Here is a 23,541-nt window from a genome sequence, read left to right as displayed (position 1 = left end):
AACCCAGTAAAAGGTCCAGACGGCGCGGTCGTATTTGGCTGGTATGTAGACTTCTTAAAACACTTTGCACTGCCAAACGTGGATGTGTTCAACGTCATTGTTCCTTGGGGCGAAACTTTAATCGGTTTAGGATTGATCTTAGGATGCTTAACAACAACAGCCATGTTCTTCGGCCTTGTAATGAATTTCAGCTTCTTCTTAGCAGGTACAGTATCTCATAACCCAAGAGACATCTTCCTTGGCTTCATCATTCTAACAGCAGGTTACAATGCTGGTAGAATCGGTTTAGACCGCTGGGTGGTCCCGTTCATTACTAAAATGAACAAAAAAGGCACTAGTCACACTGGTCATGAAAAAGTAAAAGCTTAACATAAAGAAAAGCAGAAGCAGCTCGAGTGAGAGCTGAACTTCTGCTTTTCTTTTTAGTTAAAATATTCATCTTCAATGGACGGTGAAATTTCGTTTAATATGGTGTCTTTATCGATTACATCTGAATGGATAAATTGGAATACTTCTTCGATCCCTGCTAGTATTTGTTCCTTTGGCAATCGGTGTATATGAGGAGACGGTCTAAAATATAGGTACAGGGGAAGCCCGCCATCGTTTGTGGGGAGTTTATAAGAGATATTTAGTCTTCTTGCACCCATTCGTTCGTAAAAGTTTATTCTTCGTATTTGTTGCTCTCGTGAGTCTGGATCTTCTTCTGGTATTTCCAATTCTACAAACGTCCCAATATACCCATCCCGCTTTGATTGAGTGATTTTATGAAAAAAGAGGGACCCATAGCCAGCATTCCGGAATTGCTGATCGATTGCCATATAATCTAGCCATATCGCTGGTAAGTGCTCAAATTCATAAATTAAGGCATAGCCAACGATTTTTTCCTGTTGCCTTGCCCAGATGAGTTTGTATTTTTCGTTAGCTAAAAGCTTTTGAAAATGCTTGTAATCTTTTAATTCATTGGCTGGGAAGTCCATTTGTAAGCGTTGATAGACGTTATGCAGCTCGCTTAAATTACCCTCCGTTATGCTAATTTCATTGACTGTCATTGGGGTTGCCTGCCTTTTTTGATGTTATAGGTAATAGTATCCTATAATGTCGAATTTGAAAACGAATTTGAAAGATTGCGCCAGTAAAAAGCTGTTATCCGCCAGTAATGTGGAGTTATCCGCCAGTAAAACCACACCACAAACCTGCATCATGGTGCCTGACACCATCATTGAATTACCAAAATTATTTAGAAAAACTAAATATTTCTTAGAATCAGTTCATTTGTCATAGTATAATAGTTTTATGAGTCTATTCGACATTTAAACTATTATATTAGGAGGAAAAATGAAGAAAGTTGTCATCTCTGTTTTGTCACTGTTACTTTTTATTTTAGTCCATCCCTCTCTTATGAGCGCAGCGGGTACAACCTATCCCAATGTGAATGATTATATCGCTTCTAAGAAACTAGTCCCTGCGAAAGTAGAGAATCAGCACCAAAGCATTTTTACAAAATTCGCTTATCGGAATGGGTATGGTGAGGTTGAGGGTGTTGTCGCCCATGAAACAGCCAACAGCAACTCGACGATTACAGGCGAAATTGCCTATATGACGAGAAACCATAGAAATGCCTTTGTTCATGCATTCGCAGATGGTTCACGTGTCATTGAAATCCATAACCCGAATTATGGCGCTTGGGGTGCAGGTTACTACGCAAACCAGCGTTTTGTACATATTGAATTAGTACGTGTGAAGACGTTTGATCAATTTGCCCGTTCAATCAATAACTATGGGAATTACATCGCCTCCTTACTCTATGAGTATAATTTACCTTTGATAAGTGCCGAAAAAACAGGTGTGGGTACTCTATGGTCGCATGGTGCAGTCACCAAGTATCTTGGTGCATCGACCCATACGGATCCACATGCTTATTTTAAAAAGTGGGGCTATAGTTGGGATCAATTTGTTCAGTTAGTGACGATGAAATATAAAGCTCTCCCTGATAAAACGGAGAATACGAATCGTTTAGGGCAAATTCCAAGCAGTAAAGTTTTGATTTATAAAGATTATAAAGATACGGCAGCCGCCTCTCCTGCAGGGGAAACGTATACGAATCAAACGTTTTTTATTAAAAAATTAGCCTTTGTAAACGGACAAACGTATTATCTGCTAAGTGAGCAGGCTAGTAGTGTAAACGGAGTAATCGGCTGGGCCAAGGCCTCGGATTTGCTTACTAATCCTGAATCAAGTCTAAAGTCAACATCAAAAACATTGTATTTTACGGGGAAGGGCAGCGCCTATAGCAAGGCATGGGGAATGACGAAAGATGTCGTCTATTCTTCTCTATCTAAATATAAAGATCAAGAATTTAAGGTGAACGCAACAGAAACGGTTGGAAATATGGTTTGGTACCGTGGGAATTTGGACGGAAAAACCGTGTGGATTTATTCGAGCAGATTAGCACCAAAGGTGGAGCGATCGACCAGCAGGTTAGGTCAGATCAAAAATGGCAGTGTCAATATTTATAAAACGGTCGGCACTGAAACTGGAGCGTTTCCAGCCGGATCCACTTACACTGGAACCGTCTATTACATTAAGAAACAAGCGACCATCAACGATCAAACATATTATTTAATTAGTACACAGCCAAGTAGTGCAACAGGGGTCATTGGCTGGGTAAAAGCCAACGATATCACTACTTATTCCCATACTTCCTATGACAAATATGCAAAAACGATGTATTTAACGGGTAAAGGTATCGTTTATAGCAAGCCATGGGGCAGTACGAAGGATATTGTCTTTAAAGACCTTTCGAAAAATAAAAACCAAGAATTTAAGATTAATTTAACAGAAAAGGTTGGCACTAACACGTGGTATCGTGGTAGTTTCGCTAATAAAACGGTATGGATTCAAAGCGCCTACCTAAACCAAACGCTTGAAAGTGCAGAGAACCGTTTAGGCAATATCAAAAAAACCGGCATAAAGATTTATAGAAAGTTAGGTTCAAGTTCCTACTTTAAGGCCGGATCTACCTATACCAATAAGGTTTACTATATAAAAAGAAAAGGTAAGCTAAATGGTCAAACCTATTATTTAATTAGTAAAAGTTCCACTGGTTCGAACGCCATCGGCTGGGTACATTCCGCCGATATTTCCGATATAAGCTATGCCGTAGTAAGCCAAAAAGCCAAAACCATGAATCTCAAAGGAACAGGCAGTGCCTACAGCAAAGCATGGGGCGGAAAGAAAGACGTGGTTTATAAAAAACTTTCTGCCTACAAAAATAAGAAATTCACGGCCGAGCTCACGGCAAAAGTAGGGAGCACGAACTGGTATAGAGGGAAATTAGCCGGTAAGACGGTGTGGTTGGTGCAGTAACTGCAATCTTACAAAGGAAAAAGGGGCTTATGATAGCCCCTTTTTTCTATTATTCTATTGAATTCACCGTTTCTTCTTTGACTACTTGTGGCAGCGGTTTTTGCTTCTGGCTCAGGAAGAAGAACACACCGAGCAGGACGAGCATTCCTCCAACAATTTGCCATGTGACGAGATGTTCATTTAAGAGAATCACTGCTAGAATTGTAGAACCAACGGGTTCACCTAAAATACTCATCGAAATCGTTGTTGCATTGACATATTTTAAGAGCCAATTATTAATCACGTGACTAACGGTTGGAACGGTGGCAAGCAGTAGAAAGATACCCCATTCCTTAGCTGGATAGCCAGTTAAAGAAACACCTGCTGATACGTTATAGATCGTAAGGACGATCGCAGCAGCGAAAAAAACACAAAAACTATAGAGCCAATGTGAGACTTTTTTGACGATGGATTGACCGATTAATAAGTATCCGACCACAGCGATGACACTAAAGAATGATAGTAAATCCCCCATCATCGCATCCGAGCTTAATCCGAAATCTCCCCAGCCTATCATCATCGCTCCGATAATGGCAATCCCCATCGTCATCAATGCAGATACAGTGGTTCGTTCCTTAAATAGAAGAAAGCCTCCGATCAATGAAACGATTGGCTGCAAGGCCAGGATGATGGTCGAACTTGCGACTGTCGTTAATTTCAAAGACCCGAACCAAAGGACAAAATGGAGAGCTAGAAAGACGCCTGAAAAAAATAAAAACAACCATTCTTTTTTTTCAATGGTCTTAAATTCTTTTCGTTTATTCCAGACGATCGGTACCATTAAGAGACTGGCAAACCACATCCGGTACATACTTAAAATCGAGGCTGGTGCGTCTGACCATTTGACAAAAATCGCCGAAAATGAAATGGTAATGATGGAAATGGTAAGCGGCAGCCCGATACCCCTTGAACCTACTTCTTGTTGTTTCATCATATCCCCCTCTGCCTTCTGACAGGTCTATTTCTTAATATAAAAATTCTTTCGCCATCCGAAATCTGCGCAAATATTGTTTATTATATCACATGGTGTCAGGCACCAGCACAGTAAATATTTTCATTAATAAAGGTTTGTTGGATTTTGCCTTCATCTACCATTGACGAATGGTGTGGTGTTCTATATGATATGAAGAAGAGATTACCCGTACTTGCGGGAGAGGTTCATAGCTGATACCCTCTATAAAAAACTATGGATACATGACTATTAGGCCATGTCCATATTGGACGTGGCTTTTTTGTTGGGTCCTGTTAGTTGAAGAGTAGAGCCACCGCGGAAACTCTTTCTTGGAAAAAGTGTGGGGCAGATTGCAAGGAGGTTTTTTTTATGTCTGGCAGAAGCCATGAGGAAGGTTTAAAAGATTTAACTTTATTAGGTAATCAGGGGACTACCTATTCATTTGAATATGCGCCGGAGGTATTGGAGGCGGTCGATAATCTTCACCCGGACCGTGATTATTTTGTGAAATTTAATTGCCCGGAGTTCACTAGTTTATGCCCGCTCACGCGCCAGCCGGATTTTGCAACGATGTATATTTCGTATGTTCCGGACAAAAAGATTGTTGAAAGTAAATCGTTGAAGTTATATTTGTTTAGTTTCAGGAATCATGGGGATTTCCATGAAGATTGTGTGAATATTATTATGAATGATTTAATTAAACTGCTTGACCCAAGGTATATTGAGGTGTGGGGCAAGTTCACTCCACGCGGTGGAATTTCCATTGACCCATGGTGCAATTATGGGAAGCCAGGGACCAAGTATGAAGAGATGGCCCATTTCCGTTTGATGAATCATGATATCTATCCTGAGAAAGTGGATAATCGTTAATTAGCAGGGGCTGGGTTTCCGGCCTCTTTTTTACGATCCGTTCTGTTTAGTAAGGGGGCTTTTCCGCCAGTTAAGCGCACTCATCCGCCAGTAATGCTGAAAAGCCACGGAGCCGTCCGTGGCTTTTGGTGTCTGGATTACCATGCGTAATCATCATGTTCTTCTTCTTGAAAGTCATCATCATCATTTAGTCGGTTGACTAGCCATTCGTCGTGGGTTATTCCGGTGAACATCATTTCGTTTTGAACTTCTTCGCTATTCCATTCATCTGCCAGCATATCCCCGCGTAAATTCGGATCTTTTGTCATCGTTTTTTCACCTCCTCTACTATCTATGCCCATTTTTTCGTGACTATAATAGAAAAAATGCGGTCATCTGAGATGAGCCGCATTTTTGTATTATCGAGAAAATTTTGTTTTCTCTATAATGGCTTTTCAGCCACTTAAACAAGTTCATAGTCAGTCACGCTGCGATCGATAACTCTCGCACCTTTAGAAGAGACAAACTTGCCGCTGCTTGTAGTGAAAACCTCAGCGGCAATAATCTGTGCCATCGATAGCTTGACGATTTCTTCGTCAATTGGATCTTTGGGATTATCAACCGTTAGACGTGCTGTCTTTCCAAGTTCAGTCGCAAATTGTAATTCTAATGTTTTTGCCATATTTATTCACCTCCATTCTTATCCTAATGTGCCTCTCTTACTAAGCGATGATCTCAGAACTGTCATTTCGCTCTACTTTGTTTAGCATGTCATTACACAAAACGGAAATGGCTATTGCTGCTTGAAAGATCTGATCTGTTGTCGCATCTTTTTTGACATTGCTAAACGTTTTGGCGTGTAAGATTGGTTCGCCATCATCGTCCATGCCTCCTTCAAACACTAAGCGAAGCTTCGTCCCTTCTAAAAGTGATTGTGCCATGTCCCTCACCTCCTTTCATCTTTTATATAGAAAAAAGTCGGTAAAAAGGACATGGTGTGGGAAAATAAATGGATAGACTTGGGCTCGTAATAAAACGGAGAGTATGCTGATTGTATGAATAATAAACGAAAAATTTCCGGCTAAATTGGGAAATGCCTATAAATAAAAGTAAACACCGCAATCAAAGATGGGTTTGCTTTGATTGCGGTGTTGTAAACAAACTTCTGGAACCTGATGCGAGTAAAATCCCGATTAGATCGATGGCTATATCAAAAATTCTCCCGTCCCGTGTGAAATATAATTGAAGGATTTCGGTTAAAGAAGCAAAGGAAATGGCCAGGAACAGAATCCATGCTTTGGAACGGAATTTGGTTTGCAGCAATATAGTCAAAATGAGAAAAGCAAGGGCGTGTCCGCATTTTTGAAGCAGGAAGTCATGGGTAAGCTCGAGCGGGAATGGTGCTAGAAGTTCAGAAAAGTTAGGATGACTGTCCCATTGAAAGTGAACTTGGCCTGATTCCTTTAATGCAGAAAAGCTGGCGGTACAGGTTAAAATAAAGATTACTAGAGCCCATAATAAAATAAAAAATCCACGCATAGAAAAGACCTCCTGTTTTCCTTCAGTGTGGTCCTGGTTTTTCCGTAATATACCGCGAGCGGAGGAATTTAAAAAACAAATAGGAAAAGACCTCTTCTGAATGATTAAAAGAGGTCTTTTGCAGGGGGAGTGCCAGGCTTTATCCATGTAAGGAGGTGGAATTTGGAAAACTCCCACTATCCATTAGACTGAATGAATCATTTGTTGATAAAGGGCAAGAATGGATTGACCATAGGTTGTACCTGGAACAGCCCATTTTCCGTTTAAAGCTGTCCATGTTGGAGCAGAACCTCTATCGACAAGATGAAAGCGGGGATCAACTAATGGATATTGATTTGGCAGAGGCTTGGTTGTCGCATACGCATATAAATGCTGAAGCTGGGCAAGGACACCTTCTTCTGCACTTTCAAACCGTGCACCGCGCGTATCTCCACCTGTTGCTCCAATTCCTGCAAAGTTGTTCTGTTCAGGATTGACGACTCCGGTAAACCGAAAATAGTCTGTTTCGTGAATGGCTTGTGCAAAGGCTACATCTCCGCGAATCCCGTAATATTTTCCAAGCGTTTGATAAAATTCACCTAATGCAGGTGCTTTTGGATTGACCTTTTTTACAAATTGGTCCATCTGTTCGGCCGAGAGGAAAGTCGGGCCTAAAATAGTAAACTGTCCGGGGTCAGCGATGATGGGGATTTCTTTGGTAGTATTGTTTGGAGTCGTAGTTGGGTTTGTACTTGTACTGCCTTTGGCACTTGTAGTTGTAGTTGTTGATGGTTTACTGGTGCTCGTGGCCGGTGTAGATGTTGATGGTTTATTAGTGCTTGTTGCAGGTTTTGCTGTTGAACTGGTGCTTGCTGCAGGTTTGGTGGTTTCCGTTTTCGTTGTCGTGGTGGTTTCTTTTTCCGTAATAATAAATGCATCGTCATAGCCTGCTTTTTCAATTGCTTTTAGGCGTTTTTCTGCATTGGCGTTGGTCGAGTAGCTCGCAACTTTCACTCGGTACCATGTAGCTCCAGAGATTTTTGTGGTAACAATGGATGATTTAATGCTCTTTTTCTTCAATTCTGCGACCCTATCCTGGGCATTCTCTTTTGATTTATACGAGCCGACATAAACCGTATAGACTGTTTTTGTGGTAGTTTGAGTGGTTTTTGGTGTAGTGGTTGCTGTTTTCGGTGTCTCCTTCACAGCTTTACGTTTCAGGCCAAAGGCTTTGGCAATCCCGTTCACATGGCCTTGGGCCACTTTTTGCTGCCACGCCGAGTCTTTCATCAGTGCAGCATCATGTTTATTACTAATAAAGCCGTTTTCCGTTAGAATAGAAGGCATTTTCGTTTCTCTTATGACATGAAAATTGGCCTTTTTTTGCCCGCGGTCTTTCAACTGATTCACCTTGATGACCTCGGCATGGATAATATCTTGGTATTTTGCTGTTTTACTAGTATTCGATGCGCCATCGTAAATAAAATCCTCATATCCTTGGGCGGAACTGTCAGCGGAATTGATGTGAATAGCTAAGAAAAAGTCTGCGTCCCATGCGTTGGCTCCACTTGAGCGCTGGGCTAAGCTTCTGGTCGTATCGCTTGTACGGCTCATCTTTACCTGAACATTTTCATAATCATTGAGGATGATTTTTCGTATTTTAAGCGCAATAGCTAAGGTAATATCTTTTTCATTCAGCCCATTCCCTTGGGCACCGGGATCCTCTCCGCCATGGCCTGGGTCTAAATATAGCTTCATACTTACTCCTCCATTTCATTTAAAATACGTTCATCTATATGTTATGGCAGAGCTAATCTTGTGGACTCCATCTGCCTAACATAAACATAAAAACCATACAAAAGACCTCCATATTGTTCGGGAATAGAAGGTCTTTTGTAGGGTATTTATTCTGCAACGAGGAATGCATCGTTTATTCCGGCTTTCTTTACTCCTATTAAACGATCTTCTGCATTTTCACGGCTGGAGAAGGCTCCGGCTTGGACTCGGTACCATGTTTCACCAGAGATTTTTGTGGTATCAACAAATGATTCAATGCCTTTTTTCTGAAGCAGCTCAACTCTCTCATCCGCATTTTCTTTGGACTTGAATGAACCAGCAATCACTTTGAATAATGTGCCGTCATTGGGTGTATCTGGTTTTTGGGGCTCAGTTGGTTTACGTTTCAGCCCAAAAGCTTTGGCGATTCCATTGGCATGACCTTGTGCCACTTTTTGAATCCAAGAGGATTGTTTCATTAATGCGGCGTCATGATCGTTACTGATAAAGCCGTTTTCCGATAAAAGTGCCGGCATATTTGTCTCACGTAATACATGGAAGTTCGCCTTTTTCTGGCCGCGGTCTTGTAGTTGATTTAATTTTTTTACTTCCGCATGGATGATATCTTGATATTGGGCTGTCTTCGAAGAGTTAGACAAGCCACTGTAAATATAGTCCTCATAACCTTGGGCGGAGCCTGGCCCGGAATTAATGTGAATCGCTAAGAAAAAATCGGCATCCCAAGCATTGGCCTCACTGGATCGTTGTGCTAAGCTTTTAGTTGTATCGGTGCTTCGGCTCATTTTTACGTCAATGTTTTCATAATCATTTTGTAAAATGGACCGTAGTTTGAGCGCGATTGCTAATGTGACATCCTTTTCATCCAATCCATGCCCTTGAGCGCCAGGGTCTTGTCCACCATGACCTGGATCTAAATAAAGCTTCATTTTATCCTCTCCATTTCCTAAAATTGATTATCTATACATGCTATGTAGCAATGGACAAGTATGTGCGGGTGCTTGTCACGGCATTGGCTGATGGATACCTACACAGTTGATTCTCTCCATTTTAATGTATCAAAAAGAACACCCCTTACCTATAGGCCAGGGGTTGTCCTGAGTATTTATATTCTTTCCTTCATGCGGTCGGGAAGATTCTGAATCGAGGTGACGACCATATCCAGCTTTGATTCAATGCGGTAAAGCAGATAAAGGGTCACGACAATGGGAAAACCAACCTCGCTGATGATCGGAATGAGCTGCTCCACTCTTTTCACCTCCTTTGTAAAAAAAGGCCGTCCCTAGGGGAAACGGCCTTTCTGTTATTAAACTAGTTCATAATCCGTTACATTTCGGTCGACGACTCTTGCCCCTTTGGCCGCTACAAACTTCCCGCTGGTAGTAGTAAAGATTTCAGATGCAATAATTTGAGCCATCGATTGCTTGATGACTGCCTCATCAATTGGTTCCTTCGGATTTTCAATTGATAAACTCGCTGTTTTTCCAAGCTCCGTATTAAAGTGTAATTCTAAGGTTTTTGCCATTTCTCTCACCTCCTATCGATTAATTCATTTACGAGCTTATTAAGCAATAATTTCTGAACTGTCGTTTCGTTCCACTTTGTTAAGCGTGTCCTTGGATAATACAGTAATTGCTTGTGCGGCTTGAGACAACTGATCTGTCGTTGCATCCTTTTTCACATTGCTGAATGTTTTTGCGCGGAGAATGGGGGCGCCGTCTTCATCCATGCCAATCTCAAAAAGCAACCGAAGTTTCGTTCCTTCTAATAATGCTTGTGCCATGATTATTCACCACCTTTCACCTTCTATATAGAAAAAAGCCGGCCAAAAGGGCATGGTCTGAGAAAATAAATAGTGATGATTTAGTAAAATCAAGTTTATTAATGCTATACTTGGGGAACGATTTAGTTCGTGGAAGGGGTTCATCATCTTATGAAGTATTTAAAATCACAAATGCAGCAGCTAATTAAGGATAATAAAGAATTGCATACACGCTTGAAAGAGTTGAAGGTGGAACACGGCCTCGAGAAAAACACAGCCCTAAAGGCGTTGTACCATTCAGAAGTAGCAGACGGCGGGAAGTATCAATTAGCCTACCAAGCACTTGATCAGCCGAAAAAATAGGGAACACAAAACACAAAAAGGGTGTCAGGCACCACACTGGTGCCTGACACCAAAAAATAACACCAAAAAAAGAACCACCCTGTGTCAAGGGATGGTTCCATTAATCTGTCTAATTATTGACTTTTGTATCGCAGAATCGACGGAGGTGTTTTTTCTTTTGTGTACAGCTTTTTCCTTGTACATCTCCTGATCGGCCAGTTCTAGAACTTCCTCAGGGGTCAGGACAGTCCCTGGTTTATAGTGATAATAACCGTAACTGGCAGAGATCGAATAAGGCTTTTGCTGCGTGAAATTGATCTCCTCGAAACTTAGTTTAATCGTTTTCATTAAATCCCGCACATCATTCATTTGCTTTTGAAAGAACACAATGATAAATTCATCGCCGCCTAGGCGGAATAATATATCTACATCTGTAATATGACGGTTGATTGTGTCACAGCAAGTCTTGATGAGGTCATCCCCAATGGAATGGCTGAATCGATCATTTGTCTTTTTTAAATCGTTAATATCGATATAGCAGATAATAAATTCTTGGGATTCTGGACCAGCGGATAATTGCTGGTTAAGGATTTCCATCCCGCTTCTTCGGTTTAACACACCAGTAAGCATGTCCAGCGAAGCTTGTTTATAAAGCTCTTCCTCGTTTTTTTTCAAATCTGTGATGTCAGTGACACCGATCAGGACACAAGGTTCATCCATGTAATCTATCAATTCTAAACTGAGCATTACCCATTTTCTTATCGTAGGTGTGATTTGCTGCTCTATACAATAGTTTTTTATGCTTTGCTGCTCCATTAGACGTTGCAGGAGATCCTGTTTTTCCTCTTGATTCTGAAACAAGAATCTTGCGTCGATCTGGGCCATGTTGTTATCATGCAAATGGTAATATCCAAGGGCATGCTTGTTCATGAGCAAAATTTCTTCATTATATAACTTTGTAAGGATGAGTGGATGGGGATTAAGGTTAAATAGGCTCCTGAAATTTTCCTCATTCTGTCGCAGTTTCAGTTTGTTCATAAAATCATTTTTTCGAAATGAATAGAAAGATAAGGCAATCATAAAGGAAATGACCGCGGTCCCTGTCGAGTTAATCAGTTTCGATAAAAATGCGAAGTGGTCTGGTTCAAAAAAATAAAGCCCGATGATAAAGAAAATATGTATAACCATAAATTGAATGAATATGTGCCTTGGCTGGATCGGTAAAAATACGGCCACCCCTAATACGATAATGATATAGGCGTAAATATTCCCGGTAAATAATTGGCTATTAATAGAAGAGACTGCACCGATCAATAGATAGATAAGGATATAACTAGAGACGATGACTCCTCTAGGAGCCTTTAAATATTTATGATAAATGAATAGAAATAGAAGGGAGACAACAAGCCCTGTGATGTGAATGGCAGAAAGATTGAATTTAAAAGTCGGGCTGCTCAGTTTATTAAACAGGAAAAAGTCAACGATAAAAAAACAGGGATAGGTGAAAATTAGCATATATGAAATAAGTTTTATTCGCTCATATAAAACAACGTAGTTATGATGAATAAACTCTCGATTAGTAATAGAATTCATTCTCTTTCTATTAAAAAAATCGATTGCAAAGGCCCTCAATTACTCCACCCCTTTTTTACCATTACCTCGAGTATTTTAGCATAATTTGGGATGTCTGTCACAAAAAAAAGGGTGTCAGGCACTCTCAAGAAGATTGGTGTCAGGCACCAGTGAAAGACACCAGTGAAAGACACCAGTGAAGGCACTAGTGAGGGAAACCACCAATAATACATAGGAAGAGCCCAATTCTGGCGGATGGAACTGTCAGAATTGGGCTCTTTTTTTGCTTGAAACTATTGGTTTAATTTTACTTCTTTTGTTTGTTTTTCGCCGTAGATCCCTTTTGATTCAAGAAATTTCTGGATTCTTTTTAGGGCTTCTTGCAGCTGCGGCATTGAGGCTGCGTACGAGCAGCGGATGTAGCCTTCACCGCTTTCTCCAAACACATTGCCCGGCACGACGGCCACCTTTTCTTGCATTAAAAGTTCTTCGGCAAATTGTTCGGAGCTGAGGCCGGTTGCCTTAATGGAAGGGAAGACATAGAAGGCTCCTCCAGGTGTATGACAATCTAAACCTATTTTATTTAAGGTTTGCACGACATAGTTTCGTCTCATCCGGTAGCTTCGTTTCATCGCTTCCACTTCCTGGAAGGTATTCTTAAGGGCTTCAATCGCACCGTATTGGAGCATAGTTGGCGCACACATGGTAGTGTATTGGAAAATCTTCAACATTACCTCGATAAATTCCTTAGGGGCTGCGAGCATCCCTAAGCGCCAACCGGTCATCGCAAAGCCTTTTGAGAATCCATTGATTAAAATGGTTCGTTCATACATGCCTTCAATCGCTGCAAAACTGGTATAGGTTTCTTCGTAGGTTAATTCTGCGTAAATCTCATCAGAGACGACGATTAAATCATGCTTTTCAACAATTGCAGCAATTTCCATTAGTTCTTTTCGATTTAAGGTGCTGCCAGTTGGGTTGTTTGGCGAACAAAACAAAATCGCCTTGGTTTTTTCCGTAATTGCCCCTTCGAGCTGTTCGGGCGTTAATTTGAACCCATTGGCAGGTGAGGTGGAAATGGCGACAGGTGTCCCCCCGGCAATTGCTACCAATGGAGCGTAAGAAACGAAGGCTGGTTCTACAATTAATACTTCATCGCCTTCGTTTAAAATGGCTCGAAAGGCGAGGTCGATCGCCTGACTAGCTCCAACGGTGACGATGATTTGATTTTTGGGATCATAGTTGACAGCGAATCTTGTTCCAAGGTAATTAGAGATTTCCTGTCGTAATTCTAATAATCCCGGGTTTGCTGTATATGCAGTATAGCCTTGTTCCATCGATAAAATGGCGGCCTCGCGAATGTTCCAAGGCGTAATGAAGTCTGGTTCACCCACGCCTAAAGAAATGACGTCTTTCATACTGGCTGCTAAATCAAAGAACTTCCTAATCCCAGATGGCTGTAATTCTTTAGCGGTGTGAGATATATAGTGGGAATAATCCTTTTTCATGGTGTAATCACCATTCTCCGGTCTTTATCATCACCACTGCCAAAAACCACTCCATCATGTTTGTATTTCTTTAACATGAAATGCGTCGTGGTCGAGATGACATTTTCAATCGTGGAGAGTTTTTCCGATACAAACGTCGCAATTTGATTCATCGTTTGGCCTTCAATGGTAATCGACAAGTCGTATGCACCACTCATGAGATAGAGAGAGGTTACTTCCGGAAAACGATAAATTCTCTCAGCGACCTCATCAAATCCTACACCGCGCTTTGGTGTTACCTTTACATCAATCATTGCGACGATATTTTCCTGACCTTCCACTTTGCTCCAATCGATGAGCGCTGGATAACTGACGATTACTTTTTCTTCTTCTAATTTTTTAATAGTCTTTCTAACTGATTCTTCACTGCTCATCACCATTAAAGCAATCGTTTCTTCAGAGATTTTATGGTTTTCTTCGATGAGCTTTAATATTTCTAGTTCTTCATTCGATAATTTCATAAGGTGCCTCCTGATTTGAATTTCATATTATTGATTTTATAGGAGGATGGCTTCTAACTCAAATGAAAGTGTTGGGATAATTCTCTCTTTTTTGACAGTAAGATTGAATGGTGTCAGGCACCACGGTATATTTCATGATGATTCTAAATTTACAGATTACAAGAAAAATATATTGACGGTAATTCTAGTTGTGTTATATAGTTTAACAATACGATGTTAGGTTATATAACATGGAGCGAGGAGCCGATTCTCATGAAAAAAATAGAAGCAATTATTCGACCAGAACGACTCACAGAGACGATTAAGGGTTTGAAAAATATGGGGATTTTAGGTTTTACGGTTTCACAAGTAGTCGGCAGAGGAAAACAAAAGGATACACAAGGAGTCTACCGTGGGAAAAATTATCAGGTAACTCTGCATCCTAAAGTGAAACTGGAGATTGTCCTCTCGGATTATTTGGTAGAATCCACGATTCGGACGATTGTGGATTCGGCACAAACGGGTGAAGATGGCGACGGCAAAATATATGTTTATCCGATTTTGGAGGCCTATAACATTCGGACAGGGACAATAGATTATGATATCGAGGATTTAGCAAATAAGGAGGGATGACTTGTGGAAATAATGTATATAAATACCGTTTGGGTCGTCCTTGCAGCCGCGATGGTTTTATTCATGGAAGGCGGTTTTAGTTTACTAGAGGCAGGGTTGGTCCGTACGAAAAATGCCGTCAATGTGACAATGAAAATTTTTGTAGACTTGACGATTGGTGCTTTAGCGTTTTGGCTCATCGGATTTGGGGTCATGTTTGGAAACGATGCGTTTGGATTCGTTGGGACCAGCCTATTTGGAAGCCCTGAGAAAATTGCTCTTTCGATTGAACTGCCAAGTGTGGCTTTTGTGCTTTTTCAAATGGGATTTGCGGTGGCATCTGTCTCGATCATTTCAGGCGCTGTCGCAGAACGAATGAACTTTAAAGCCTATGTGGTAACAGCGGCACTTATTTGTATTATTATTTACCCTCTATCTGGTCATTGGATATGGAATAGCGATGGCTGGTTAGCCAAATTAGGAATGAAGGACTTTGCTGGATCTGCCGCGATTCATGCTGTCGGTGGTTTCGCTGCTTTTGCAATGGCAAAACTATTGGGTCCGAGAAAAGGAAGATTTAATTCGGATGGAAGCTCCAATGTCTTTGCCCCTAGTAACATTCCGTTAGCTTCTGCCGGTGCCTTTATCTTATGGTTCGGGTGGTTTGCGTTTAATGCCGGGAGTACGTTGGATGCTTCCAGTTCCGCGCTAGCTCCGATTGCCATCAACACGATGCTGGCGGGAGCAAGTGGGGGAGCGGCGGCACTATTTGTGACGATGAAAAAGTTTGGAAAAGCCGATCCAAGTATGACGATAAACGGGGTGTTGGCTGGACTAGTTGCAATCACAGCGGGCTGTGCCTTTGTTTCGGAGTGGAGCGCCGTTATAATAGGCGCAATAAGTGGTGCGCTCGTCATTTATACCACCCTTTTTGTGGATTATTTGAAAGTGGATGATCCGGTCGGTGCCGTTGCGGTCCATGGTTTCAGCGGGGTGTTCGGGACGATTGCGGTTGGATTATTTGATACAACGCAAGGATTATTGACAACGGGTCATACCTCATTATTAGAAGTGCAGCTTTTAGGCGCTGTTGTAGTGATTGTTTGGGGGTTACTCGGTGGTGCTTTTATCGCAAAGGTATGCGATAAAACAGTCGGTTTCAGAGCATCAGAGCGGGAAGAAGAAGAAGGCTTGGATATGTCCTACCATGGCATTCCGGCTTACAATGAATTAGAGCGGTTTACGGATTTGCCGACTAGCCTATTTAATTTTGAAGAAACCACAGGAATTACGGTAGCTTCTCCGGCCAGTCGAAAAGAAAAGGTAGTTTGAAAGTAACTAGAAAAATAAAGGGATCCTTATTTCATCATACAAAAGTCGAAAATAGATTAGTTCTACTTTAGAACCTGTCTATTTTCGGCTTTTTATTTTGGTTTTTTACCTAAATCCATGCACCCAAACGGTAAAAAAGAAAGGACGAAATGAACTAGTCTGTTTTAATATTTCGCTAAATTATCATAAAAATTGTAAATAGTTGGTTAATGGTTGTAAAGAATCAATGATACTTCTTCTTTTTCTTGCGAATTTTTATATCGTGGGATTGTACCAAATTGGGTACAGAAGACTCTGGGAAATAATAAAAAATATACTGGATTTGAAAGACTGATAACAAGGTGACCTAAACTTTTGGGCATCTTGTTTTTTTGTTTATTTTTCCGGGCACTCCACCATAGGTGGACTGTGCTAAAACTACTAATTATGAAAAACAATACTAAAATTTTCCTGTTTTTCTTTATATTTCTTTAACTCTACTTAACTTCTAGTTTACAAAGCGGGAGTAAGATGAAGCATGTAAGTAATACATATCAAAAGGGGATGTATTTTTATGAAACGGAAAAAGATACTGGCAGTTTCGCTAGCTTCATTGATTCTTGGTTCAACGTCGGCCTATGCTGGATACACACAAATTGTCGGCCCTAAGGCAGATAGAACCGCGGTTACTTCTCATGGGTGGCCTGTTACTCCTTCTGGTCAGCAAATAACGCTTGGTGATTTCCCAATGGGTGGTGTGTTAAGCCAAGATCACCGTTATCTTATTGTTTCCAATGATGGGCAAGGTGAACAGTCTCTTCAAGTGGTGGACGTTAACACCCAGAAGGTCATACAGACCATTCCCTACAAATCTCCTGAATCGCTCTATTTTGGAGTCACATTCAGTAACGATGGAAAAACCGTCTATGCTTCAGCTGGAGGCAATAACAAAATCCGTGTCTATGGATTTGAAAATGGAACATTAACTGAAAAAGCTCCAATCATGCTTAAAGACAGCAGCAAAACTAACTTTTATCCTGCTGGAATTTCTGTTTCTAAGGATGGAAAGTCGCTCTTAGTTGCGAATAATTTAAATCATTCCGTTTCAAAAATTGACCTTGCCACAAATCAAATCGTAAATACAACTTCTGTTGGGAAACATCCTTATGCTGCAGTATTAAGTAATGATGGGAAATCCCTTTATGTCAGCAATTGGGGTGAAAGCAGCATTAGTGTGGTCGATCCAGAAACGCTGACGATCAAAAGTACCATTCCAGTTGGGCTACATCCTAATGCAATAATTGAAGATGCTGCGTCCGGCAAAATCTTTGTATCCAATTCTGATAGTGATTCCGTTTCGATTATCGATGCTAAACAACAAAAAGAAATCAAAACCATTTCACTCAGCCCATATAAAAATGCTCCTGCAGGTAGTCAGCCTAATGCTCTAACGTTAAGCGAGGATAGCAAAACTTTATACGTTACCAACGGTGGAAATAACGATTTTTCAGTCATAGATCTGCAAAAAGGAAAAGTGAAAGGGTTAATTCCAACAGCTTGGTATCCAAGCGGTATATTTTTACATGAAGACAAATTAATGGTTCTCAATGCCAAGGGCCTTGGTGCTGGATCCAACCGGGAGGGACAGTATATCGGGAATATGATGAAAGGAACCATGTCCTTTATCGACCTTCCGAGCGAAAAACAGCTGAAGAAATATACGAAACAAGTGGAAAAGAATAATGAAGAATTGAAACCAATAGGTTCCAGTGCAAGCAAAAAGTTCCCAATCCCTCGCTTTGAAGGCCAAGAATCACCGATTAAGCATGTCATTTATGTGATCAAGGAAAATCGTACGTATGACCAGGTATTTGGTGATATGGAAAAAGGAAATGGAGACCCGAGCTTAACCATTTTTGGCAAAGATATTACACCGAATATTCATAAGCTGGCTGATCAATTCGTTTTATTAGATAATTTTTATGCGAATGCTGAAATCAGTGCGCAGGGACATAACTGGTCCACGGCAGCGCAGGCCAATGACTATGTAGAGAAAAACTGGCTTGCCAACTATTCGGGTCGTAACCGCGGCTATGACTTTGAAGGGGGCAATGAAGCGGCCTATCCGAAAGCAGGATTCTTATGGACGAATGCTGCTCGTTCAGGGGTATCCTTTAGAAGTTATGGAGAATTCGTTAATTATGACAGTAAGACGGGAAAATATGTGGCTGCAGAAGCTAGCCTAGGCAATAATTATGACCCTGACTATCCTTCCTATAATCTTAAAATTTCGGATTTGACCCGCTATGATGCGTGGGATGAAGAATTTAATCAATATGTAGATAATGGGAATCTTCCGCAGCTGCAAATCGTTCGATTGCCAAACGACCATACGCTCGGAACAAGACCCGGAGAACTAACACCGCAAGCCATGGTTGCACAGAACGACTATGCACTCGGTAAGCTAGTCGATAAGGTTAGTAACTCACCTTATTGGAAAGATACAGCCATTTTTGTTACCGAAGATGATGCACAGAATGGTTGGGACTCAGTGGACGCCCACCGCACGACATCTCTTGTGATTAGTCCATATACCCAAACAGGCAGAGTAGACAGCACCATGTATGATACAACATCCATGCTTCGTACCATGGAAATGATTTTAGGGATGAAACCAATGACACAGTTTGATGCATCAGCAGCGCCAATGGTTAATTCATTTACTCATAAACCTGACTTTTCGCCATTTAAGGTAGAAGAACCAACCTACCCACTTAACAGGAAAAATGGAGAAAATGCACCGATGGCTCAAGAATCTAAAAAGCTAGATTTCTCAGGCGTTGATCATGCCAATACGGATAAATTGAACAAGATTCTCTGGAAAGCAACAAAAGGAGACAAACCTTATCCAGGCGATAAAAAGAATAATTAATTAATCTAAAGAGGGTGACCCGAAGCTGGGTGTCAGGCACTATTCGTAACATGCCGTAAATCGAAAAGAGTTCTATACAGTATTTTGTCAGTGATACCAGGTATCTTGGGTCACCCTTTTATTATTACATATGAACTTATTCTACTATTTTAAAAGGATGGTATTAAAAAATGATTCGATTTATTGAAGGATCGATGAAACGGTCGGTTTTGATCCTGACATGTGTTGCCCTGATTATCGCCTGGGGGGCCATTTCTGCAATTCAGATGCAGCGAGATTATTTACCACCGATTAACAACACTGCCTTGATGGTAACGATTCAAGCTGATAAATATCAATCGGATCAGGTCAAACAAATCCTTACCGCAAAGGTGGAGGAAGCGGTCGGATCTGTTGATAAGCTTGATTATTTGGAAACAAACTCATTTGATGGCGGTTTAATGGCCAGCCTCTATTTTCCTGGCCACACCGATATGGAAAAAGCGGAAAATGAAGTAAGGGCGGCTGTGGACAAAATTAGCTTACCAGTCGGTGTAAAAACACCATTGATTACACGGGTCAGTACGAACTCTTTCCCTGTTATGCGAGTAAGCTTGACGACTAATACAGAAAAAATCGATGAAAATCAATTGCGTACATCTATTCAAGATAAAGTGGCAAAGGAAATAAAGAGTGTTCCAGGTGTAAGAGAAGTCCGTGTCACAGGGGCAGGAAATTCCGGATACGTGTTAACATTGAAAGCAGATGCACTCCAAACATATGGGTTAACCATAAAAGATGTACAAAATGCTCTAGCATCCATTCATCCAGTATGGCCGCAGGGAACAATCAAAGAAAAGGGCGGACCCGATGGCCAAATATCCATGCCAATCCGTGTGACCGATTGGACGATCAATAGTGCAGACTTAAATGGTGTAAAGATTCCTGTTAGCGGAGGAAAAACAGTAAGTTTACAGGAAGTAGCGGAAATTAAGAGTAGTATTGTAGACTTACAGACGATATCCAGAACAGCAGGGCAGCCGAGTGTTCTGCTTGATGTCCTAAAGACACCATCTTCAAACATTACCGAAGTGACTGAACGGATCAACGAAAGGATCAAAGAAATTCCTGAAATCAAATCAGGAACAATCCATCTTTCTATCCTATTGGATCAAGGAAAAGACATAAATGCTGCTTTAAAGGGTCTGATCAAAGAGGGATTATTGGGGGTTTTGTTCTCCATTATCTGTGTATTTTTATTTTTCAGGAATGTCCGTTCCACATTGATTATTTCCTTATCCTTGCCTATTTGCCTTCTTGGTGCAACGGCGATTCTAAAAGCAATGGATGTCAGTTTGAATATCTTAACGATTTCCGGATTAATTGTAGCGATGGGTCGGGTCGTGGATGATTCAATCGTTGTCATCGATAATATGTACAGAAAACAAATGGAAAAATACAACGGACAGATCACTATTCAGGATATGGCTAGCGGGGTAGTAGAAATGATCCCAGCTATTGTTTCCTCCACTGCCACCACCGTTGCTGTGTTTCTACCTATTAGTATTATTGGTGGGATGATTAGTTCAGCTTTTTCTGGATTTGCCTGGTCGGTAGTCATCGCCCTTGTGACATCTCTTGTCGTATCTATTATTGTCGTACCGGCCTTAGCCCACATATTATGGAGAAAATGGCCAATGAATAAGTCAGTGGAAATAGAGACAAGGGCACAAAGTCTGCTTCATTGGCTGTTTTTGAAGAAAAAAATAGTAGTGGGAATTATCGTGGTGCTTTTTGCGATTACAATTACAGAAGCATTCGCTCTGCCAGTTAACTTTTTTCCAAGAGGAAATTCAAAGGATGTAGCTATCCAGGTCGAGCTGCCTGAAGGAGTACAGCTTTCTGATGTGGATGCGGAAGTGAAAAATATCGAAACCATCTTAAAAAATGATCCTGAGGTAGAAACGTATACTTCCACTCTTGGTTCGACATTTACACCGATGTTTGATGATGTCTTTGATGAAGGCGGTGGTTGGATGCAAAAGCAAAATATCGCCAATCTTTCAGTGGGGATCAAAGATAAAAGCGATATCGATTCATTCGTTAAAAAAATGCGCCAGCAGTTTGGCAGTTTATCAACATCTGCCGTCTATACTGTATCTAATCAAAATATTTCTGGAGATGATTCCCGCTTAAAGGTCATTTTAACGGGGGCTGAACAGCAAAATATTGCCAAAGCGGCGATTATGGTCAGAAGTAAGCTGCAGATGATTCCTGGTTTAAGTATTGAAGGAGCGGCAAATGATGCCGATGCAGCAATGAACCATTATCTCTCAATTAATCAGGAAAAGATCCAACGCTTGGGTATCAATGTCGATGAAGTTCTTAATCGAATCGATCACTATTTACCAAAAGACCTAAGGATGGATGTTTCTTCTAGCGACCGGAATACCCCAATTGCCATTCAGTTAGACAATGAGAAAAGTCTAGTGGCAGCGGGTGACCCAGAGCCTGAAAAAACAATTCTATCTAAAATTGGCCATGAAATGTTTACAGCAAAGGACGGTTCGAAAGTGTCTTTAGCGGAGATTACGACATTGGAGACCAGTAACCAAACGCTTATCAGTGAGCAGGATGGTCATCCCTTTGCTGCCGTGACGGGAAACATTATTACAAGGGATATCGGAAAGGTAACAAAACAAGTAAATGAAACCATGAAAGGTTTGGACCTGCCTTCAGGCATTGACTATTCGCTTGGCGGGATCTCTCAGCAACTCAAGCAAATGGTGATTGAAATGAGCCTGGCTTTGGCACTGTCTCTTTTGCTAGTCTTGATGATTGTGAGCAGCGTTTTTCGCGGCTGGTATGCACCCGTTTCAGTCATCATATGCATTCCGCTGGCATTAATCGGATCGGTATGGAGCATGGCCATTTTCGGAATGGAGTGGAATCTCGCCGCTTTGATTGGGATCTTGATGCTCGCTGGTATTGTCGTCACCAACGGAATTGTGCTTGTCGATAAAATTGAACGGAACATTTCTGAAGGGATGGAAACAAAAAAAGCGATTCTGCTAGGAACCTCTACAAGGGTTCGACCAGTGTTAATGACTGCAGGGACTACCATCTTAACCTTGCTTCCTTTAGCTTTCTCAAGTACAGGAAACACGATTATTTCACAAACGCTTGGTGTTGTCGTCGTGGGCGGAATGATTAGCTCCACACTGATCAGCCTTGTGGTTATCCCGATTCTGTACGATTGGCTCAGTGGAAAGGTTAGAAAAATTCAGGCAAAACAACAACAGTTGTCAGCATAATAACTATAAAGCAAATATCACCTGCCTAAGAAGGTTGGTGATATTTCTATTTTTAAAGAAAGCTAGATTTTAAGAAGAAATCGACAAAAGTTTACAAACAACATCAAACCTTTACAAAACTATACAAAGCATTAATACTCACTTAACAAAAAAGGATTAATCTTATACCTGTAAACAACAACAATAATAATTCTTAGGGGGATTCAAACAAATGAAAAGATTGAAAAACTTAAGCCTACTTACATTGCTAGCTGCGTTAATGGTTTTCATGGCTGCTTGTGGAGGCGCAGCATCTACAGAGAAGACAGAAGGAACTGCGAAGAAAGAAACACCAAAGACTGAAGAAACGAAAGAACTTTCCGGCTCATTAACTATTTCTGGCTCTTCTGCGATGCAGCCTCTTGTGGCAGCTGCAGCTGAAGAATTTATGGCTGCTAATCCTAAAGTTGATATACAAGTAAACGCGGGTGGATCTGGTACGGGCTTATCACAAGTTGCTGAAGGATCAGTTCAAATTGGTAACTCTGACGTTTTTGCTGAAGAAAAAGAAGGAATTCCAGCTGATCAGATTGTTGACCATAAAGTTGCTGTAGTTGGGATGACTGCTGCTGTTAACCCTAAAGTAGGGATTAAAGATATTAAAAAAGAAGATTTAATTAAAGTTTTCACTGGGAAAATTACAAACTGGAAAGAACTTGGTGGAGCAGACCAAAAAATCGTTCTTGTAAACCGTCCTGATTCTTCTGGAACTCGTGCAATTTTTAATAAATTTGCTCTTGATGGTGCAACACCAGCTGAAGGAATCACAGAAGATTCTTCAAACACAGTTAAAAAGATTATTAATGAAACTGATGGTGCGATTGGTTACCTTGCTTTCTCCTATTTCACTGATGAAACAGTAACACCTCTTGCCATTGACGGTGTTGAACCAACTGAAGAAAATGTACAATCAGGTAAATTCCCAGTTTGGGCTTACCAACACTCATATACTAAGGGTGAGGCAACCGATCTTGCAAAAGCATTCCTTGATTATCTGATGTCAGATGATATCCAAAATAAGTTATTACCAGAGCAAGGATACCTTCCTGTAACAAAAATGCAAGTTGAACGTGATGCACAAGGCAATCAGAAAAATCTTTAAGACCAGTTTATAATGTAAAAGATTGATATAAAAGTAGGTAGGATTTTACCAATCCTTTCTACTTTTTTTCT

Annotated in this window: 23 protein-coding genes and 1 riboswitch; of the genes, 9 read left to right on the top strand and 14 right to left on the bottom strand. The window is 40.9% G+C overall.

What is annotated here, in order from left to right; translation table 11 throughout:
• On the top strand, positions 1-369 hold a 369-nt coding region (locus tag COJ96_RS17475), incomplete at its 5' end, for a Crp/Fnr family transcriptional regulator (RefSeq protein WP_098575087.1).
• Positions 370-422: 53 nt separating this feature from the next.
• On the opposite strand, the gene COJ96_RS17470 is transcribed toward COJ96_RS17475, so the two are convergent.
• Complete coding sequence (locus COJ96_RS17470; protein WP_098575086.1) at positions 423-1,049, bottom strand: GNAT family N-acetyltransferase; 627 nt, start codon at positions 1,047-1,049, stop codon at positions 423-425.
• A 286-nt stretch (positions 1,050-1,335) separates the two neighbouring features.
• Between COJ96_RS17470 and COJ96_RS17465 the strand changes: the two genes are divergently transcribed.
• On the top strand, positions 1,336-3,366 hold the full coding sequence (locus COJ96_RS17465; protein ID WP_098575085.1) for a peptidoglycan recognition protein family protein: 2,031 nt from the start codon (positions 1,336-1,338) through the stop codon (positions 3,364-3,366).
• A 49-nt stretch (positions 3,367-3,415) separates the two neighbouring features.
• Here the strand turns inward: COJ96_RS17465 and COJ96_RS17460 are convergent, their stop codons facing one another.
• Positions 3,416-4,336 (bottom strand): DMT family transporter, encoded by a 921-nt coding sequence (locus tag COJ96_RS17460; protein ID WP_098575084.1) that lies wholly within the window; start codon positions 4,334-4,336, stop codon positions 3,416-3,418.
• A gap of 216 nt (positions 4,337-4,552) precedes the next feature.
• A riboswitch (PreQ1 riboswitch) is annotated at positions 4,553-4,599 on the top strand.
• A 127-nt stretch (positions 4,600-4,726) separates the two neighbouring features.
• Here COJ96_RS17460 and queF point away from each other — a divergent pair.
• Positions 4,727-5,227 (top strand): preQ(1) synthase, encoded by a 501-nt coding sequence (gene queF, locus COJ96_RS17455; RefSeq protein WP_026564093.1) that lies wholly within the window; start codon positions 4,727-4,729, stop codon positions 5,225-5,227.
• A 137-nt stretch (positions 5,228-5,364) separates the two neighbouring features.
• Here the strand turns inward: queF and COJ96_RS28750 are convergent, their stop codons facing one another.
• The 9 genes from COJ96_RS28750 to COJ96_RS17410 form a co-directional block, all read right to left on the bottom strand.
• On the bottom strand, positions 5,365-5,535 hold the full coding sequence (locus COJ96_RS28750; protein WP_180230161.1) for a hypothetical protein: 171 nt from the start codon (positions 5,533-5,535) through the stop codon (positions 5,365-5,367).
• A gap of 134 nt (positions 5,536-5,669) precedes the next feature.
• A complete protein-coding gene (locus tag COJ96_RS17450) occupies positions 5,670-5,888 on the bottom strand; it encodes a DUF2922 domain-containing protein (protein WP_098575083.1) in 219 nt (72 codons plus the stop codon).
• Positions 5,889-5,928: 40 nt separating this feature from the next.
• Complete coding sequence (locus COJ96_RS17445; RefSeq protein WP_098575082.1) at positions 5,929-6,147, bottom strand: DUF1659 domain-containing protein; 219 nt, start codon at positions 6,145-6,147, stop codon at positions 5,929-5,931.
• A 181-nt stretch (positions 6,148-6,328) separates the two neighbouring features.
• Positions 6,329-6,745, bottom strand: coding sequence for a VanZ family protein (locus COJ96_RS17440; RefSeq protein WP_098575081.1), 417 nt, complete (start codon positions 6,743-6,745; stop codon positions 6,329-6,331).
• 183 nt (positions 6,746-6,928) lie between these two features.
• Positions 6,929-8,482 carry an N-acetylmuramoyl-L-alanine amidase gene (locus COJ96_RS29285; RefSeq protein WP_251461117.1) on the bottom strand — a complete coding sequence of 518 codons (1,554 nt, stop codon included), beginning with the start codon at positions 8,480-8,482 and terminating at the stop codon, positions 6,929-6,931.
• A gap of 146 nt (positions 8,483-8,628) precedes the next feature.
• Positions 8,629-9,447 carry an N-acetylmuramoyl-L-alanine amidase gene (locus COJ96_RS17425; protein WP_098575080.1) on the bottom strand — a complete coding sequence of 273 codons (819 nt, stop codon included), beginning with the start codon at positions 9,445-9,447 and terminating at the stop codon, positions 8,629-8,631.
• Positions 9,448-9,623: 176 nt separating this feature from the next.
• Entirely contained in the window at positions 9,624-9,767 is a 144-nt protein-coding gene (locus tag COJ96_RS17420) for a YvrJ family protein (RefSeq protein ID WP_026564087.1), read from the bottom strand.
• A 57-nt stretch (positions 9,768-9,824) separates the two neighbouring features.
• A complete protein-coding gene (locus COJ96_RS17415; protein ID WP_098575079.1) occupies positions 9,825-10,043 on the bottom strand; it encodes a DUF2922 domain-containing protein in 219 nt (72 codons plus the stop codon).
• 39 nt (positions 10,044-10,082) lie between these two features.
• Positions 10,083-10,301 (bottom strand): DUF1659 domain-containing protein, encoded by a 219-nt coding sequence (locus tag COJ96_RS17410; protein WP_098575078.1) that lies wholly within the window; start codon positions 10,299-10,301, stop codon positions 10,083-10,085.
• A 150-nt stretch (positions 10,302-10,451) separates the two neighbouring features.
• Between COJ96_RS17410 and COJ96_RS17405 the strand changes: the two genes are divergently transcribed.
• Positions 10,452-10,643: a hypothetical protein gene (locus tag COJ96_RS17405; RefSeq protein WP_026564084.1), complete on the top strand. Its 192-nt coding sequence runs from the start codon at positions 10,452-10,454 to the stop codon at positions 10,641-10,643.
• Between the two features lie 84 nt (positions 10,644-10,727).
• Here COJ96_RS17405 and COJ96_RS17400 read toward each other — a convergent pair whose 3' ends face one another.
• The 3 genes from COJ96_RS17400 to COJ96_RS17390 form a co-directional block, all read right to left on the bottom strand.
• A complete protein-coding gene (locus tag COJ96_RS17400) occupies positions 10,728-12,254 on the bottom strand; it encodes a sensor domain-containing diguanylate cyclase (RefSeq protein WP_098575077.1) in 1,527 nt (508 codons plus the stop codon).
• Between the two features lie 233 nt (positions 12,255-12,487).
• Entirely contained in the window at positions 12,488-13,702 is a 1,215-nt protein-coding gene (locus COJ96_RS17395) for an aminotransferase (RefSeq protein ID WP_098575076.1), read from the bottom strand.
• Positions 13,699-14,202, bottom strand: coding sequence for an Lrp/AsnC family transcriptional regulator (locus tag COJ96_RS17390; RefSeq protein ID WP_098575075.1), 504 nt, complete (start codon positions 14,200-14,202; stop codon positions 13,699-13,701). The genes COJ96_RS17395 and COJ96_RS17390 overlap by 4 nt, the downstream gene beginning before the upstream one ends.
• A gap of 252 nt (positions 14,203-14,454) precedes the next feature.
• Here COJ96_RS17390 and COJ96_RS17385 point away from each other — a divergent pair, with 252 nt between their 5' ends.
• The 5 genes from COJ96_RS17385 (at position 14,455) to COJ96_RS17365 (ending at position 23,470) form a co-directional block, all read left to right on the top strand.
• Complete coding sequence (locus COJ96_RS17385) at positions 14,455-14,814, top strand: P-II family nitrogen regulator (RefSeq protein WP_098575074.1); 360 nt, start codon at positions 14,455-14,457, stop codon at positions 14,812-14,814.
• A gap of 3 nt (positions 14,815-14,817) precedes the next feature.
• Positions 14,818-16,125 carry an ammonium transporter gene (locus COJ96_RS17380; protein WP_180230160.1) on the top strand — a complete coding sequence of 436 codons (1,308 nt, stop codon included), beginning with the start codon at positions 14,818-14,820 and terminating at the stop codon, positions 16,123-16,125.
• A gap of 553 nt (positions 16,126-16,678) precedes the next feature.
• Complete coding sequence (locus COJ96_RS17375; RefSeq protein ID WP_098575073.1) at positions 16,679-19,036, top strand: glutaminyl-peptide cyclotransferase; 2,358 nt, start codon at positions 16,679-16,681, stop codon at positions 19,034-19,036.
• A 170-nt stretch (positions 19,037-19,206) separates the two neighbouring features.
• Positions 19,207-22,329 (top strand): efflux RND transporter permease subunit, encoded by a 3,123-nt coding sequence (locus COJ96_RS17370; RefSeq protein ID WP_098575072.1) that lies wholly within the window; start codon positions 19,207-19,209, stop codon positions 22,327-22,329.
• A gap of 211 nt (positions 22,330-22,540) precedes the next feature.
• Positions 22,541-23,470, top strand: a complete 930-nt coding sequence (locus COJ96_RS17365; RefSeq protein WP_098575071.1) for a phosphate ABC transporter substrate-binding protein — start codon at positions 22,541-22,543, stop codon at positions 23,468-23,470.
• Positions 23,471-23,541 lie beyond the last annotated feature (71 nt).

Origin of the sequence: Bacillus sp. AFS073361 (assembly GCF_002567005.1) — a bacterium.
Taxonomy (GTDB): domain Bacteria; phylum Bacillota; class Bacilli; order Bacillales; family Cytobacillaceae; genus Neobacillus.
Note: the sequence above shows the minus strand (reverse complement) of the source record. Positions and strands in the feature narration are given on the sequence as shown.